The following is a 15,648-nucleotide window of genomic DNA, read 5'->3' as shown; positions in this document are numbered from 1 at the left end:
CCGCCCGCAGGGAGGCTTCGTATCGGGGTTGGGGGAGGGGTGGGTGCCCCCGGTCGTTGGGTGCATCGGCGGCGGTTTTAGAGGTGGGGCTTGCGCCCCAATGTGGCATTGGGTGCATGCGATGCAACGAACGCCACATTGGGTGCGTCTGACGCACCCAATGCCACATTGGGGCGCATCCCGGGGTGGTGGCGGGCGGGTCGTGAGGGGAACCCTGAGGGACTCTGAGTACGTGAAGGTGGCCCTCATGGACTCCGGGGGTCCGCGAAGTCACATATGCGGCGAAACGGGCTGGGGTCGCTGAGTGCTTTGGTGGCTATATCCCTTTTCTTCCGTTGGCTGGTTGAAGTCCTGGTGAATTCCCGGGTAGGTGACGTTCTCGACCAGGGTTTCTTCACTTTCCGCACGCATAATTCCGTTCCGGGTAGTCCGAACGTGTGCAAGCAGGAGGAAAAGAGTGCCGGGGGTTGGGCGTGCCCGCTGGATTGGCGGCGGGGTCGCGATTGCGGTCGTGGCGGGGGGTGTCGCGTTCGCGGTGTGGCCCGACGGGGCTTCGGCGCAGGATCCGGAGATCCAGATTTCCCGGTCGGCTTGCGGGCAGGGCTGGGCGGATCCTCGGCCGGGGGTGCAGACTTTTCACCTGCACAACACCGGATCCGTGACTTCCGAGGTCGATCTGATCGATCCGGCGACCGGGGTGGTTTACGGCGAGGTCGAGGGGCTGGGCAGTGGCACTACCCGGCCGTTGCAGGTGACGCTTGGCAATGGGACGTACGCATTCCGTTGTCTCCCGGAGGATTCGTCGGCGATTGTCGGGCCTGCTGTCACAGTGAGTGGCGGGGCCGAGCGTGGTCCGGGGGTCGCACCGGTGACGCAGAATGATCTGCTCGGGCCGTTGAAGTCCTATCAAGCGCAGGTGACGCAAGGGCTCGACCAGTTGGCCGCGGACGTGGGCAAGGTGAAGGACGCCATTCGCGGCAACGATCGCGGGGCGAGTCAGGTGGCTTGGCTGGCCGCGCATCTGGACTACGAACGTCTTGGCGCGGCTTACAACGCGTTCGGGGACTCGGACAAGGCCATCAACGGGACCGCGGACGGTAAGCCGGACGGTATCAAGAGCCCTGATTTCACCGGGTTCCATCGGATCGAATCCGGATTGTGGCACAACGAAGATCTCGCCGCCCTGGTCCCGGTGGCCGATCAGCTGGACAGCGACGTGCAGAAGCTCCGCAAGTCCTTTGCGGACAGTCAGGTCAATCCGAACGACCTTGGCTTGCGCGCGCACGAGATCGTGGAGAACACCCTGCAATTCGAACTGACCGCCCGCACCGATTACGGCAGCGGCACCAACCTCGCCACGGCTCGGGCGAATCTCGATGGGACGCAAGCGGTTCTCGATGTGCTGCGTCCGGTTCTCGCTCCGCGTTATCCGGCACTGTCCAAGGTGGACAAGTGGATGGAACGCACCAAAGCCGCCCTGGACAGTGCGAAGAAGCCGGACAACTCGTGGACGCCGGTAAGCCAACTGTCCGCGGTGCAGCGGCAGAAGCTCAATGCCGACGTCAGCGAATTGACCGAGCTGCTCGCTCCGATCGCGGCTATCGCGGAGCCGAGGAGGATCTCGTGACCACGGAATCCTCTCGACGGTCCTTCCTGCGTCGCACCGTTGTCGGCGCGGGCATCACCGCTGCGGCCGGGATTGGGGTGACGGCTAGCGCCAGCGAAGAGTCACCGGCCACCGTGCCGTTTCACGGGCCCCGGCAGGCGGCGATTCTCCGGCAGCCACCGGCACAAAGCATCATCGCGTCCTTCGACGTGGTCGCCGAGAATCGCGCCGAATTGACCCAGCTGTTCCAGGAGATCACCGACCGAGCGCGGTTTCTTACGAATGGCGGTGCCCCGGCCTCGCTCGGCATTACCGCGCCACCCGCTGATTCCGGCGTGCTCGGTCCGGTTGTGCCGCACAGTGATCTCGGTGTGATTGTCGGCGTCGGATCGTCCCTTTTCGACGGACGCTACGGGCTGGCCGACCGCAAGCCCAAGAAGCTCAAGCCGATGACCATGTTCCCCAACGACGCGCTCGACGCCTCGCAGTGCCACGGCGACCTGTCGCTCACGTTGTCCGCCAGCGACACCGACACCGTGTTGCACGCGCTGCGCGACCTGACTCGCGCGACCCGCGGCGGAATGCAGTTGCGCTGGAAGATCAACGGCTTCAGTTCGCCGTCGAGGCCGTCCGGCACGCCGCGCAACCTGATGGGGTTCAAGGACGGCACCGCCAACCCGGGAGCGTCCGAAATGGACCGGCTGGTGTGGGTGTCCGGGGCGGGCGAGCCCGCGTGGACGACCGGCGGCAGCTACCAGGTGATCCGGCTGATCCGGATGCTGGTGGAATTCTGGGACCGGGTCTCGATCACCGAGCAGGAGAACATGTTCGGCCGCCGCCGCGACACCGGTGCGCCGCTGGACGGGGCATCCGAACAGGACGAACCCCGCTACGCCGACGATCCGATCGGCACCGTCATCCCGCTCACCAGCCACATCCGCAAGGCGAACCCGCGCACCCCGGAGACCGACGGACAGCGGATCCTGCGCCGCGCGGTCAACTACGACCGCGGCGTCGACGCCAACGGCAACCTCGACATGGGCCTCGTTTTCACCTGCTACCAGCAGGATCTCGAGCGGCAGTTCGAAACCGTGCAGAAGCGGCTGATCGACGAACCGCTCGTCGACTACATCTCCCCGTTCGGCGGCGGCTACTTCTTCGCGCTGCCCGGCGTCACCGGTCCCGGCGACCACTTCGGCCGGGCGCTCCTCGCCTGAGGCGCGCCCCCATCCCCACCCCGCGAAACCAGGAGGAATCCTCAGTGGACACAGCATTCGGCAGGCGGCGCCGTCGCCTGCTCGGTGCGGGCGCGCTCGTCTCGGCGGCCGTGCTCGCGATCGTCACCGGGTCCGCGGCGTCGTCCGCGCAGGCCCAGCCGCTGCACCCGCTTCCGGCGTCGTGGCTGCCCACCCTCACCCCGATCAAGCACGTCGTGGTGATCTTCGGCGAGAACATCTCGTTCGACCACTACTTCGGCACCTACCCGAACGCCACCAACGAGAACGGCACCCCGTTCCAGGCCGCGAAGAACACGCCGAAGGTCAACGGCCTCGACGAGAAGCTGCTCACCCACAACCCGAACGCGTACAACCCGAAGCGGCTCGGGCCGGACCAGGCGCTCACCTGCGACCAGAACCACAGCTACGGCGCCGAGCAGGCCGCGTTCAACGGCGGCAAGATGGACAAGTTCGTCGAGAAGACCGAGACCGACAAGTGCACCGGCCAGCCGGTCCTGTTCGGCGAGCCGGGTCTGGTGATGGACTACTACGACGGCAACACCGTCACCGGCATGTGGAACTACGCGCAGCACTACTCGCTGAGCGACAACTCGTTCAACACCGTCTTCGGCCCCTCCACCCCGGGCGCGATCAACCTGATCTCCGGCCAGACGCACGGGATCCAGGCGGTCGACCCGGTCACGCACGAGCCGAAGAGCGACTCCTACGTCGTCGCGTCGCCGGACGAGAACGGCGTCGGCACCGTGATCAACGACCCGGACCCGGCGTGGGACGACTGCTCGGGCAAGAACCACACCTCGAAGGACAACCTCGGCGCGATGCAGGGCCGCAATATCGGCGACCTGCTGAACGACCGGCACGTCACGTGGGGCTGGTTCCAGGGCGGCTTCAAGCCGACCGGCACCCAGAACGGCTACGCGGTCTGCGGGCAGAAGCACGCGAACATCGGCAATCAGTCCTCCGTGGACTACAGCCCGCACCACCAGCCGTTCCAGTACTACAAGTCCACTGCGAACCCGCACCACCTGCCGCCGTCCTCGGTGCAGGCGATCGGGCAGACCGACCAGGCCAACCACCAGTACGACATGAGCGACTTCAACGACTCGCTCAAGGCCGGTTCGATGCCCGCGGTCAGCTTCCTGAAGGCGCCGGAGTACCAGGACGGGCACGCGGGCTATTCCGACCCGCTCGACGAACAGCATTTCGTCGTCGACGAGATCAACAAGATCCAGCAGTCGCCGGAGTGGCGTTCGACCGCGATCGTGCTCGCCTACGACGACTCCGACGGCTGGTACGACCACGAGAACTCGAAGATCGTCAACGGTTCTCAGGACGCTTCGCAGGACCAGGCCGTCTGCACCGGCAAGCCGGCCGGGCTCGGCGGGCACGCCGACCGCTGCGGCTACGGCCCGCGGCTGCCGCTGCTGGTCATCTCGCCCTACAGCAAGGTGAACTACGTCGACCACACCCGGACCGACCAGACCTCGGTGCTGAAGTTCATCGAGGACAACTGGTTCTCCGGCCGGGTCGGGAACGGCTCGTTCGACACTCGCGCGGGCGGACTCTGGAACATGTTCAACTTCTGGTGGCCGCAGGCGGGCAAGCTCCCGCTCGACCCGAAGACGGGTGCGCCGACCGGGCGCGGCTAGCTCGCGTTTCTCTCCAGACACCGAAGGCCGCCGGGTTTCGACCCGGCGGCCTTCGGCCGTTTCCGGGCCCGCGCGGCCAGTCCGCTGACCGGGAAACCGCGTGCGAATACCGCAGCCCGGACTGGAAATTTTCCAGTCCGGCGAAACTCGCTCGCATTAGCCGGGCGCGGGGCGTTCGCTTAGCGGGCGGACCGGGAGGAACTGTGCGGGCAGTCGCGGATTGGGCACTGAAGGTGTTCGGGAACCGGACGGGAAAGCACGGCCGGCCGGACAGGAATGGAGTCGCGCTGCGCGGTCCGTCACTCGACACGATAGGGTAATCGCAGGCACATCCTGTAGAAGGTGAAGGAACGCGAATCATGGCGCAAAAAGTCCATGTCGAGATGGTGGACGACATCGACGGCAGCATCGCCGAGCAGACCGTCCCGTTCAGTCTCGACGGCGTGAGCTACGAGATCGATCTGTCCGAAGAGAACGCTGCCGCACTGCGGGAAGAGCTGGCCCGCTACGTCGCCGCCTCGCGCCGGGTCGGCGGCCGCAAGGTCCGGATGGCCGCCGGGCAGTCGCCGCGGCCGGCTTCGACCGCCGCGGACCGCGAGCGCAACAAGGCGATGCGCGAGTGGGCCGAAGCCAACGGTTTCACCGTTTCCGACCGCGGCCGGCTCCCGGCCGAGATCGTGAAGGCCTACGAGGAGCGCGACACCGAGGCTCCGGCCAAGCCGGCCCGCAAGCGCGCGACGCGCAAGAAGGCCAGCGCCTGAGCGTTCTATTTCAGCAGCTGTGCCGCGGGGCCGCGGCGAGTGATCAGCGGTGAGGGCGCCGCCGGGATTCCCGGCGGCGCCCTTCTGCCTGCCAGGGGGAAATCGCGGTTCCCCCGGCCTTCGACGCGATACCGCTGCGACAATGCCAGGACCGACGTGGGCGGCGGGCGCGCGGGTTTGCCGTACGTGAGGGGAACCCTGACGGAATCAGAGTCCCTCAGGGTTCCCCTCACGTACTCGCGGAACCGGAAAGGCGGCCGGGGAATCGATTTCCCGGCGTTAGGACTTGCCGAGTCCGAGCAGCGTGTCCAAGTCGATCTTGCCGCCGGCGGCTTCGCGGATCGCGCGCATCGCTTCGGCGGACGGGAGTTGTTCCCCGTGCTGGTCGGCGTGCGCGCGCAGCAGATTCCCGATGTGCCGTTCCGGGACTGTCCACGTGGGCCAGCGGCGGCGGGCGATCGTGGCGAGTTCGGCGAAGTCCGGCGTGCCCGCGCCCGCGGTCGCGTCGAGCAGCCAGTGCAGATAAGTGCGGAGCACCGCGACCGGGAAACTGCCCGGATGGCTGAGCCCGCCGTGTCCGGGCACGAAGGTGCGGACGTCCGGGAACATTTTGTCGAGCCAGTCCAGCGCGGTCAGCCAGCCCGGGATCGAACCGTGCACGGCGAACGGCGTGGACCCGACCGACAGCAGGTCGCCGGTGAAGAGCGTCCCGGTGCGCGGTTCGAACAGCACGAGGTCGCCGTCGGTGTGCGCCGTCCCGGGAAATGGGACGACCTCCACGACCACGCCGCCGAGGTCGACCTCGACCGGTTCGATCACCGCGTGGACCGCCTCGGGCCGCGGCGCCTCGAGCTTGCCCCAGTTCGCGCAGGCGAAGATCTCCTCGTCGCACTGCGGTCCGGACCGGATGATCGGCACCGCGGTGGGCGCGGCCAGGATCCGGCCGCCGTTGCGCAGCGCGACCCCGGCCCCGTTGTGGTGGGTGCCGTGCGCGTGGGTCAGCACGAGCGTGAGCGGCATTTCGACGGTCGAGTACTTGCGGACGTCGCTGACCAGGTCGAGCGTGTCGCGTTCGGTGCCGCAGGTGTCGACGAGCAGAACGCCTTCCCGGCCCCGGATCCAGCCGCAGTTGGACACCATCCAGTCGCTCGGGCTGCGCACGTAGGCGACGACGCTCGGGTCGGAATACCGGAGCGGGACGATATTGCGCCTGATGACGGGCATGGGATCCCCTCGTTGGCCACCGGACGGGAAATGATCACCGGAATGGTATAGACCAAGTCATCTGCTGTCAGCGGGGTGGAGACCACGCTCACGCGCGTGGTCCGCCGCGGTTCTCGCCCGTCCCGTTCCGTCCAGCTTCGCGCGCATCGTTGCCCCCGGCTCCGTCGGTGCCCGACAGCGTATACCCCGAGGCCACGGTTTTCTCGATGGTCCACAGAGGACTGGTTTAGGGGTTGCTCACGTCCGGTAGCCGCTGAATACCGGCAGTGAGACTGGCCGCGCCGAGCGCCACGGATTTCGCCCCGTGCCGGGAGAGCCGGATCGACACCGGTTTCCCGGACAGCAGCGGCCGTTCTTCCAGCGCTTCCCGCAGCGGTTTCTCCAGCAAGGCCCACGACTTCACCACGGAACCGCCGAGTACGCAGGTCGCGAGGCCGAGCAGCCCGGCCGCGTGCGCGACCGCCTGGCCGAGGAACCGGCCCGCGTCGGTAAACACCGCCTGAGCAGCTTGATCACCAGCGCGCGCTTCCTCCGCGACCGCTTCCGCGGCGAGGGTTCGCCCGGTCGCTTCGGCATAACGGCGGGACAGAGCCCGCCCGGCCGCGTACGCTTCAAGGTGTCCGATCTGCCCGCAAGTGCAGCGTTCCTCCCCGTAGCGGCCGACGTGTCCGATCTCGCCGGCCCCGGTCGCGCCGCCGTACAGCAGCCGTCCGTCGACGAACAACGCCCCGCCGACCCCGGTGCCGACCGCGACGCCGAGCACGTTCCGCTCGCCCGGCAGCAGTTCGCCGAGCAGGAATCCGTCGACGTCGTTGACCGTGCGCACCGGCACTCCGCCGAGCCGTGCGGACAGCTCGGTGTTGACCGGCGTGCCCGCCCATCCGGTGAACGAATCCCCGGTGACCAGCACTGTTCCGGTCACCGGGTCAACGACGCCCGCCGCGCCGACGCCGACCCCGGCGAGCGCCGCGTGGTCCGGCACCAGCGAGCTGACCAGCTCCGCCGCGCGGTCGAGGATCGCCGCGCCGCCCCGGTGCGCTTCGGACGGCGCGGACGTCGAGCCCAGTTCCCTTCCTTCCTCGTCGCACACCACCACCAGGGTTTTCGTCCCGCCGATGTCGACTCCGGCCCGCAACCCCGTCACGCCGCGGGGTCCGCGCCGGCCAGCGCCTCGCGCCGGCTCCGCTGCAACTGCGGATCCGGCACTGGCGAGGACAGGAGCAACGCCTGCGTGTACGGGTGTTCCGGAGTGCGCAGCACCGTTTCCGCCGGGCCTTCCTCCACCAGTTCGCCCGCGCGCAGCACCGCCACCCGGTCGCACAGGCTGTCGACGACCGCGAGGTCGTGGCTCACGAACAGGCAGCCGAAGCCGAACTCGCGGTGCAGCCGCCGGAACACTTCCAACACCGCTGCCTGCACGGATACGTCAAGCGCGCTCGTCGGTTCATCCGCGATCAGCAGCTTCGGGCCCAGCACGAGAGCGCGGGCGAGGCTCACGCGCTGCCGTTGCCCGCCGGACAGCTCGTGTCCGTACCGGCCCAGCACGCTTTCCGGCAGCTCGACCGCGTCGACGAGTTCCCGCACCCGTCGCTGGCGCTCGCCGCGGCCGGCCGAGGTGTGGACCACCAGCGGTTCGGCGACGGTCTGCGCGACCGTCATCCGCGGGTCGAGCGACGACGCCGGGTCCTGGAACACCGCGCCGATCTGCCGCCGGACCGCCCGCGCGGAGCGGCCAGTGCCTTTCGGCAGCGGTCCGCCGAGCACTTCGACGCTGCCGGATTTCGGCGTGACCAGGCCCAGCGCGCAGTTCCCGAGCGTCGTTTTCCCGGAGCCGGATTCGCCGACCAGCCCGACGATCTCACCGGGTGAGACGGACAGGGAAACGTCGTTTACCACCTGCCGTCCGCCGTACTCGACCACCACATTCGACAGCGCCAGCACCGGCTTCCGGGAATCGTGGGCCGCCGGTTCGTGCGAGAACGAGCCCAGTTGCGGAACCGCGGCCAGCAGTTCCCGCGTGTAATCCGCTTTCGGCGCCTCGAACAGTTCCGCCGCCGGAGCTTCTTCGACGAGCTTGCCGTTCCGCAGCACCGCGACGCGGTCCGCGACATCGGCGACCACGCCCATGTTGTGCGTGATCAGCAGCGTCGCGGTGCCTTCGTGCTCGCGGATGTCGCGCAGCAGGTCGAGAATCTGCTGCTGCACCGTGACGTCGAGCGCGGTGGTCGGCTCGTCCGCGATGATCAGCTTGGGCCCGGCGGCGAGCGCGATCGCGATCATCACGCGTTGCCGCAGACCGCCGGACAGCTCGTGCGGGTACTGCTTCAACCGCGCGGCCGGTTCGGGAACGCCGACGCGGTCGAGCAGTTCGGCGCACCGGTCGTGGTAACGGCGGTGCCGCAGCCGCGCCGGGTCGTGGTTGCGGATCGCCTCGGCGAGCTGGAAACCGATGGTCCGCAACGGGTTCAGCGCGGTCATCGGCTCCTGGAACACCATCCCGGCGGCGGGCCCGCGCAGTTTCCGCAGGTCCTCGCCCCGGAGGTCGAGCACGTTCTGCCCGGCCAGGTCGATCGAGCCGGTGACGCGCGCGGAGCCCGGCAGCAGCCCGAGCACCGCGAGCGCGGCCGTGCTCTTGCCGGAGCCGGACTCGCCGACCACCGCCACGATCTCGCCGGGCGCGACCGACAGGCTCAGCCCGTCGACCGCCGTCGCACCGTCCGCATAGGACACCCGCAGGTCACGGATGTCCAGCACTGCTTCGCTCATCGTCGCCCCTTCACCGCGAACGCGTCGCGCAGCCCGTCGCCGAGGAAGTTGATCGCGCACACCACCAGGACGATCGCGATGCCCGGCGGCAGGATCAGCCACCACGCGCCGTCGAAGGTGTAGGTAATTCCTTTAGACAGCATCGCGCCCCAGTCGGTGTCGGGCGCGGGAACGCCGAGGCCGAGGAAGCTGACGTACGCCACGAGCAGGATCGCGTCGGCGATCTGGAACGTCGCGTTCACCACCACGGTGCCGATCGCGTTCGGGATGAGGTGCCGGAACACCACGCGCGTACGGCTCGCGCCGAGCACGGTGATCGCGCGGATGTAATCGCGTTCCCGCAGGCTCACCGTTTCCGCGCGCATCAGCCGCGCGGGCACCAGCCACGAAACCGCGCCGATCAGCAGCGCCAGCACGCCGACGCTCGGGGTCACCAGCGTCGCCGCCACCAGCAGCAGGAACAACGCGGGGATCGCGACGCCGGTGTCGACGATCCGCATCAGCACGGTGTCCAGCCAGCCGCCGGTGTACCCGGCGACCGCGCCCCACACCGCGCCGATCGCGGTCGCGATGAGCCCGGCGAGCACGCCGATGATCAGCGACGTCCGGCCGGCGACCATCAGCCGGCCCAGCACGTCGTAGCCGAGGTCGTCGGTGCCGAGCGGATGCCCCGCGCCGGGTCCGAGCCGGGCCGAGGCGAGGTCGGTGTGCGATTGGTCGGTGCCGTAGAACACCGGCCCGAGGAAACAGAACGCTACGACGAGCACCAGCACGATCGCGCCCGCGACGGCGGATTTGCGGGCAAACAGCCGCGAAAGGACAGTCACGACCGCGCTCCCTTCACCCGGACCCGCGGGTCGATCGCCAGCTGGACCAGGTCCGCGAGCAGGGAGCCGAGCACGGTCGCCACGGCGATCACGAGCACGACGCCCAGCAGCACCGGGAAATCGGCGGTGCGGGTCGCGGTCCAGAACAGCAGGCCGATGCCGGGGTAGTTGAACATCGATTCGACGACCAGCGAACCGCCGAACACCACCGGCACGTAGTAGCCGAGCATCGAGACCACCGAGGTCAGCGAGTTCGGCCAGACGTGCCGCCAGATGATCGTGCGCTCCGGGGTTCCCTTGGCCCGCGCGGTGCGCACGAAGTCCTCGGACAGGCTGTCCAGAGTGGACGCCCGCATGTACCGGCTGAACGCGGCGAGCGCGGCCCCGGTCCCGGCGAGCACCGGCAGGACCAGCGCACCTGGTTGGGACAGCAGTTCGCCGATCGTTTCGCCCTGTGCGGCTTGCGCCGGGAACCACGGCAGGACCTGCGCGAACAGGACGATCAGCACGAGCGACAGGAAGAACACCGGCGTCGCGTAGAGCACGAAGGTGATCGCCGTGGTGAGCACGTCCGCGGTTCGGCCGCGACGAACCGCTTGCCACACGCCGAGCGGCAGCGCGACGAGGATCGCGAGCGCGGTCGACAACACGGTGAGCAGCAGGGTTTTCGGCATCCGCTCGGCCAGCAGGGTGCTCACCGGCGAGTTCTGCGTGTACGACTCACCGAGGTCGCCTTGCAGCAAGCGCAGCAGGTAGTCCCAGTACTGCACCGGAAGCGGCTGGTCGAAGCCTTGCGCGTGGTTGAACGCGGCGATCTGCGCCTCGGTGGCTTTCACCCCGAGCACGCCGCGAGCCGGGCCGCCGGGCAGCAAATGCAGCAGCACGAACGTCACCACGGTGACCAGCAGCACGACCACCACGGCCAGCGCGAGCCGGCGGAGGATGTAGCGCGTCATGTCCTCACCTCGTCCAGAACCAGCGTTGCGGCAGCAGCTGCCCGGCCATCGGGTCCTGGGAAACGCCGTGCAGCGCGGTGTCGATCGCCGACACCTGGTACGGCGGGTTCGGCAGCCACAGCACCGGAAGCTGCTCGGCCAGATAAGCGCTGTACTCGAGCATCGCCGCGTTGTCCGACGCCAGGTTGGTGGCCGCGATCAGCTTGTCCGCCTTCGGATCGGTGTAGCCGCCGAAGTTCGTGCCCGCACCGGTCGCGAACAGTTCCTCGCCGCTCGGGTTCGCGGAGAAGTACCAGCTGCCCTGAGTGCCGAAGTAGGACAGCTGCCAGCTGCACGACGGCTCCTCCGGTTTGCACGTGGTTCCGTTGGCCAGCACGGTGTTCAGCGGCTGCGCGTTGATCTTCATCTCGATGCCGGCCTTCGACAGCTCCGAGCGCAGTTCCTGCATGGTGCCGTCGGTTTCGTCGGAACCGGATTCGGTCAGCATGGTCAACGACAGGCGGGTGCCTTGGGCGATGCCCTCGCCGCATTTCGCCGGGTCCGCGCACTGGAGGATCCCGTCGGAGCCGGGTTTCCAGCCGTGGTCGGCGAACAGCTGCTTCGACTTGTTCAGGTCGAACGGGTACGGATTGGTCTTTTGCTGAGGAGACAAGTACTTCGTGTCGTTGTCCTGCGGAACCGGGCCGTAGCCGACGCGCGCGGCACCGCGCCAGATCACCGAGGTGATCGCGTCCTGGTCGACCGCGTGCTGGATCGCCTGTCGCACGTACAGCTGGGAGAACACCTTGCCCAGCTTCGGATTGTTGAAGTTGTACGGCGAATACGTGATGGACCAGCCGTTCCACGGTTCGATCCGGTAGCCCTGCTGCTCCAGCTTCGAGCGCTGGCCGAGGTTCGACGTCGGCAGGTAGCCGTAGTCGACGCCGCCGGCGCGCAGCACGTTGTACTCCGCCGACGAACTCGTGAAGGTCAGGAACCGGACGCTGTCGATCTTCGCCGGGTCCGGTCCGGTGTACTTCGGGTTCTTCCGCAGCGTCACCTCGCCGGACGTGGTGAACCCGGCCAGCGTGAACGGGCCGTTCACGACTTTCCACAGTGGATTCGTTCCGTAGGCGCCGAGCTGTTTCGCTTGGCTCACCAGGAAATCGAAGACCTTCTTCGCGCCATCGGGGGTGCGGTCGTGATCGCCGACCGGACCCGCGGCGCTCGTGCGGTCCCACGCGTGCGGCATCGGGACGATCAGGCTGAGCTGGTTGGCGGTGAACCAGTCCGGGTTGTAGGCCTTGTCCAGGGTGAACGTGAACGTGCGGTCGTCCACGGCGTGGAAACCGGTGATGCTGTCCGGGATCAGGCCCTTCGAGTACTTGCCCCAGTTGTCCTTGCCCGCCCGGGCGAGGTTGAGCCAGAACTCGACGTCCCGGCTGGTCAGCCGCTCGCCGGTGGACCAGGTCAGCGGCTTGAGCGTGATCGTCACGGTCTTGCCGTCGGGGGAGTAGCGCGGCACGTCGGCGGCACTCGCGGCGTCGTCGAGCGTGACCGAGCCGGAACTGGCGTCGTAGCTGTACAGGGGGACGTACATGGTGGACCGGATCATGCCGTTGTACGACCCGCCGTAACCGGGGATCGAAAACGGCATGATCCAGTTCGGCGTCGCCGACGGGGGCATCGCGAACCGCACGGTCCCGCCGGGTTTCGGAGTGCCGGAACCGCCGCCGTGCGGTTCCCGGCTCGCCGCGCAGCCGGACAGCGCCAGCGCGGCGGCGAGCGTGACCCCGAGCGCGGCGCGCCACGGGCGTCGAGCCATTCGCATCACTTCCAACAACTCTGATGAAAGACCAGTGCCAGGTGCTATGCGGTGTCCTGGCTGTCGGGTAATCTCGCATGCGAGACGGGAATTGCCAAGAGTCCTTTCGAACAGTTTAGTTACATCAATTTTGATGAAAGAGGTGACGCGGTGGATCCGGCCGGACCGCTGCGGCTGTTGTGGCTGGTCGCGCACGGCCACGCGACGTCGCGCATGGACCTGGCGCGAGCGCTGGGCTTGCCGCAATCGACGGTGTCGGTGCGCACGCAGGCGCTGATGTCCGCCGGGGTGCTGAGCGAATCCGGCGAGGGCCGGTCCGCGGGCGGACGGCGGCCGAAACTGCTGACGGTCAACGCGGAGTTCGGGCACGTCTGGGCCGCCGACGTCGGCTCCCGGCACGTGCGGATCGGCGCGCTCGACATCGCCGGCCGCCTGCTGGAGGTGCACGAGCGGCCGCTGGACATCAGTCAGGAGCCGCGCGAACTGGTCGCCGGGCTCGCGGCCGCGGTGCGCGATGTGATGGCAGGCGCGGATTGTCCGGGCCGCGCGCTCGGTCTCGGCGTCGCGTTCCCCGGTCCGGTGGATGTCGACGCGGGCACCATCACGCTGCCGTCGCGAATGCCCGGCTGGCGCGGTTTCGCGGTGCGGGCGGCGCTGGCGGAGCATTTCGAGCTGCCGGTGGTCGTGGACAACGACGCGAACATGCTGGCACTGGGCGAATCCGTCGCCGGCGCGCCCGGCCGGACGTTGCTGGTGGTGAAAGCCGGTACCGGCATCGGGTCGGGAATCGTGCTGGGCGGCGAGCTTTACCGCGGCCGGGCCGGGGTCGCGGGCGACATCAGCCATGTGCGCGTGCCCGCGGCCGAGGATCAACCGTGCACCTGCGGGAATCGCGGGTGTCTGGAAGTGGTGGCCAGCGGTGCCGCGCTCGTCGGGCAGTTGCAGGCGCAGGGGTTGAAGCTGGAAACCACCGCGCAGGTAATGGCCACCGCCGAGGACGGGCATCCCGAGGCGACCACGGCCGTGCGGCGCGCCGGGCTGCGCCTCGGCGAGGTGCTGGCCACGGTGGTCAACTTCAGCAACCCGGACGAGGTGCTGCTCGGCGGAGCGCTGTCCGGTTCGGAAGCGTTCGTCGCGGCCGTGCGCGGCGCGCTGTACGAACGGTGTCTTCCCTTGGCGACCAGGGAACTGCGGATCGACCGGGTGCGGTTCGGTGCGGACGCGGGACTTTACGGCGCGGGCGCGCTCGCGCTGGACGCGGTGTTCGAGCAAGCGATCAAACGGAGTGGACGATGAAGAAGCTGCGGGTCGGGATCACCGGAATCGCCATCGAATCGAGTACCTTCTCGCCGCATCAGTCCACTGTGGACGACTTTCGGGTGCTGCGCGGAGAAGATCTGCTTGGCCGGTATGACTTTCTCGACGCGGACTGGGCCGCTGAGGTCGAATGGGTGCCGTTGGTCGACGCGCGGTCGCTGCCCGGCGGGGCGGTCACCGAGGAGGCTTACGCCGAGCTGTCCGGGGAAATCCTGGACCGGCTGCGTTCGGCGGGCGAGCTGGACGGGTTGTTCTTCGACATCCACGGTGCGATGAGTGTCGTCGGGCGGTCCGATGTGGAGGCTTCGCTCGCGCAGGAAATCCGTGCCATTGTTGGCCCGGACGTCCTGGTGTCGGCGTCGATGGACTTGCACGGCAACGTTTCCCGGGAACTGGTCGCCGCGCTGGACCTGATCACCTGCTATCGGATGGCCCCGCACGAGGACGCGTGGGAGACCCGCGAGCGGGCAGCGCGGAATCTGGTTTCGCGGCTGCGGTCCGGCGGTCGGCCGAAGAAGGCTTGGGTGCAGGTGCCGGTCCTGTTGCCGGGGGAGAAGACCAGTACCCGGCTCGAACCGGCGAAGAGCGTTTACGCGGCAGTGGATGACGTGGAAGCGCTGGACGGGGTTCTGGACGCGGCGATCTGGGTCGGCTACGCGTGGGCGGACGAACCGCGTTGCCAGGCCGCGGTGGTGGTGATGGGCGACGACGTTCCGTTGATCGCCAAGGAAGCCGAGCGGCTGGCGCAGTCCTATTGGGACGCTCGGCACGACTTCGCCTTCGTCGCCCCGACCGGCACCCTCCAGGAATGCCTCGCACAAGCGGTCGCTTCGGACTCGCGGCCGTTCTTCATCAGCGATTCCGGTGACAACCCGACCGCTGGCGGCGCTGGGGACACGTCGTGGAGCCTCGACGTCCTGCTGAACACTCCGGCCATTGTGGACTCTTCACTGACCACTTTGTACGCGGCCATTGTGGACCCCGAGGCCGTCGCGACGGCGGTGGCAGCCGGTGTTGGCGCGACGATTTCCGTGGAGCTGGGCGGAAAAGTCGACTCCGGCCCGCATGGACCGGTCGCGCTCACCGCGCAGGTGGCGGCGATCGACGCCGACGACCCGGTCGCTGGCACCGCGGTGGCGCTGGCGGTCGGCGGCCTGCGCGTGATCGTGACCGCTCGTCGCAAGCCGTATCACCTCGAATCCGACTTCCTCGCCCTCGGCCTGCGCCCGCGCGAGGCGGACGTGGTGATCGTGAAGATCGGCTACCTCGAACCGGAGCTGTACGCCATGGCCGCGGACTGGCTGCTGGCCCTCACCCCCGGCGGCGTGGACCAGGACCTGCTCCGGCTGGGCCACTCCGGCATCGTCCGGCCGATGTTCCCGTTCGACGCCGACATGGCGCCCCCTCGCTCATTCCCGAGGTCTTCTGAACACTGTGAGTAGTCAGCGCCGAGGCGGTCAGTAACTCGCCTCGGCGCTGAGCTGTGTTTACCTCGGCTGA

12 protein-coding genes are annotated in these 15,648 nt (G+C 68.3%); 6 read left to right on the top strand and 6 right to left on the bottom strand.

What is annotated here, in order from left to right:
* The first annotated feature begins 658 nt into the window (after nucleotides 1–658).
* From SSMG_RS30200 to SSMG_RS30185, 4 genes are all read left to right on the top strand, one after another.
* Nucleotides 659–1,627, top strand: a complete 969-nt coding sequence (locus tag SSMG_RS30200) for an EfeM/EfeO family lipoprotein (protein WP_234392772.1) — start codon at nucleotides 659–661, stop codon at nucleotides 1,625–1,627.
* A complete protein-coding gene (locus SSMG_RS30195; RefSeq protein ID WP_009082358.1) occupies nucleotides 1,624–2,823 on the top strand; it encodes a Dyp-type peroxidase in 1,200 nt (399 codons plus the stop codon). Before SSMG_RS30200 ends, SSMG_RS30195 begins: the two co-directional genes overlap by 4 nt.
* Nucleotides 2,824–2,867: 44 nt before the next feature.
* Complete coding sequence (locus tag SSMG_RS30190; RefSeq protein ID WP_009082356.1) at nucleotides 2,868–4,493, top strand: phospholipase C; 1,626 nt, start codon at nucleotides 2,868–2,870, stop codon at nucleotides 4,491–4,493.
* Between the two features lie 359 nt (nucleotides 4,494–4,852).
* The gene (locus SSMG_RS30185; RefSeq protein ID WP_009082354.1) at nucleotides 4,853–5,254 is read left to right on the top strand and encodes an Lsr2 family protein; all 402 of its coding nucleotides are present in this window, start codon (nucleotides 4,853–4,855) and stop codon (nucleotides 5,252–5,254) included.
* Between the two features lie 279 nt (nucleotides 5,255–5,533).
* Here SSMG_RS30185 and SSMG_RS30180 read toward each other — a convergent pair whose 3' ends face one another.
* The 6 genes from SSMG_RS30180 to SSMG_RS30155 form a co-directional block, all read right to left on the bottom strand.
* Nucleotides 5,534–6,478, bottom strand: a complete 945-nt coding sequence (locus SSMG_RS30180; protein WP_009082352.1) for an MBL fold metallo-hydrolase — start codon at nucleotides 6,476–6,478, stop codon at nucleotides 5,534–5,536.
* 226 nt (nucleotides 6,479–6,704) lie between these two features.
* Nucleotides 6,705–7,622, bottom strand: a complete 918-nt coding sequence (locus SSMG_RS30175; protein WP_009082351.1) for an ROK family protein — start codon at nucleotides 7,620–7,622, stop codon at nucleotides 6,705–6,707.
* Nucleotides 7,619–9,244 carry an ABC transporter ATP-binding protein gene (locus SSMG_RS30170; RefSeq protein WP_009082349.1) on the bottom strand — a complete coding sequence of 542 codons (1,626 nt, stop codon included), beginning with the start codon at nucleotides 9,242–9,244 and terminating at the stop codon, nucleotides 7,619–7,621. The genes SSMG_RS30175 and SSMG_RS30170 overlap by 4 nt, the downstream gene beginning before the upstream one ends.
* The gene (locus SSMG_RS30165) at nucleotides 9,241–10,053 is read right to left on the bottom strand and encodes an ABC transporter permease (protein ID WP_286157076.1); all 813 of its coding nucleotides are present in this window, start codon (nucleotides 10,051–10,053) and stop codon (nucleotides 9,241–9,243) included. Before SSMG_RS30165 ends, SSMG_RS30170 begins: the two co-directional genes overlap by 4 nt.
* A gap of 14 nt (nucleotides 10,054–10,067) precedes the next feature.
* Entirely contained in the window at nucleotides 10,068–11,027 is a 960-nt protein-coding gene (locus SSMG_RS30160) for an ABC transporter permease (RefSeq protein ID WP_009082345.1), read from the bottom strand.
* Between the two features lie 4 nt (nucleotides 11,028–11,031).
* The gene (locus SSMG_RS30155; protein WP_009082344.1) at nucleotides 11,032–12,831 is read right to left on the bottom strand and encodes a peptide ABC transporter substrate-binding protein; all 1,800 of its coding nucleotides are present in this window, start codon (nucleotides 12,829–12,831) and stop codon (nucleotides 11,032–11,034) included.
* Between the two features lie 150 nt (nucleotides 12,832–12,981).
* Here SSMG_RS30155 and SSMG_RS30150 point away from each other — a divergent pair, with 150 nt between their 5' ends.
* Nucleotides 12,982–14,127 carry an ROK family protein gene (locus tag SSMG_RS30150; protein ID WP_037715303.1) on the top strand — a complete coding sequence of 382 codons (1,146 nt, stop codon included), beginning with the start codon at nucleotides 12,982–12,984 and terminating at the stop codon, nucleotides 14,125–14,127.
* Nucleotides 14,124–15,590 (top strand): M81 family metallopeptidase, encoded by a 1,467-nt coding sequence (locus SSMG_RS30145; RefSeq protein ID WP_009082339.1) that lies wholly within the window; start codon nucleotides 14,124–14,126, stop codon nucleotides 15,588–15,590. Before SSMG_RS30150 ends, SSMG_RS30145 begins: the two co-directional genes overlap by 4 nt.
* Nucleotides 15,591–15,648 lie beyond the last annotated feature (58 nt).

This window comes from Streptomyces sp. AA4 (assembly GCF_000158875.1).
Classification (GTDB): Bacteria; Actinomycetota; Actinomycetes; order Mycobacteriales; family Pseudonocardiaceae; genus Amycolatopsis.
Note: the sequence above shows the minus strand (reverse complement) of the source record. Positions and strands in the feature narration are given on the sequence as shown.

Bases quoted from the DNA above. Each gene is read 5' to 3' on its own strand.
- SSMG_RS30180 (WP_009082352.1), bottom strand. From the start codon at position 6,478: ATGCCCGTCATCAGGCGCAATATCGTCCCGCTCCGGTATTCCGACCCG.
- SSMG_RS30185 (WP_009082354.1), top strand. From the start codon at position 4,853: ATGGCGCAAAAAGTCCATGTCGAGATGGTGGACGACATCGACGGCAGC.
- SSMG_RS30160 (WP_009082345.1), bottom strand. From the start codon at position 11,027: ATGACGCGCTACATCCTCCGCCGGCTCGCGCTGGCCGTGGTGGTCGTG.
- SSMG_RS30170 (WP_009082349.1), bottom strand. From the start codon at position 9,244: ATGAGCGAAGCAGTGCTGGACATCCGTGACCTGCGGGTGTCCTATGCG.
- SSMG_RS30155 (WP_009082344.1), bottom strand. From the start codon at position 12,831: ATGGCTCGACGCCCGTGGCGCGCCGCGCTCGGGGTCACGCTCGCCGCC.
- SSMG_RS30145 (WP_009082339.1), top strand. From the start codon at position 14,124: ATGAAGAAGCTGCGGGTCGGGATCACCGGAATCGCCATCGAATCGAGT.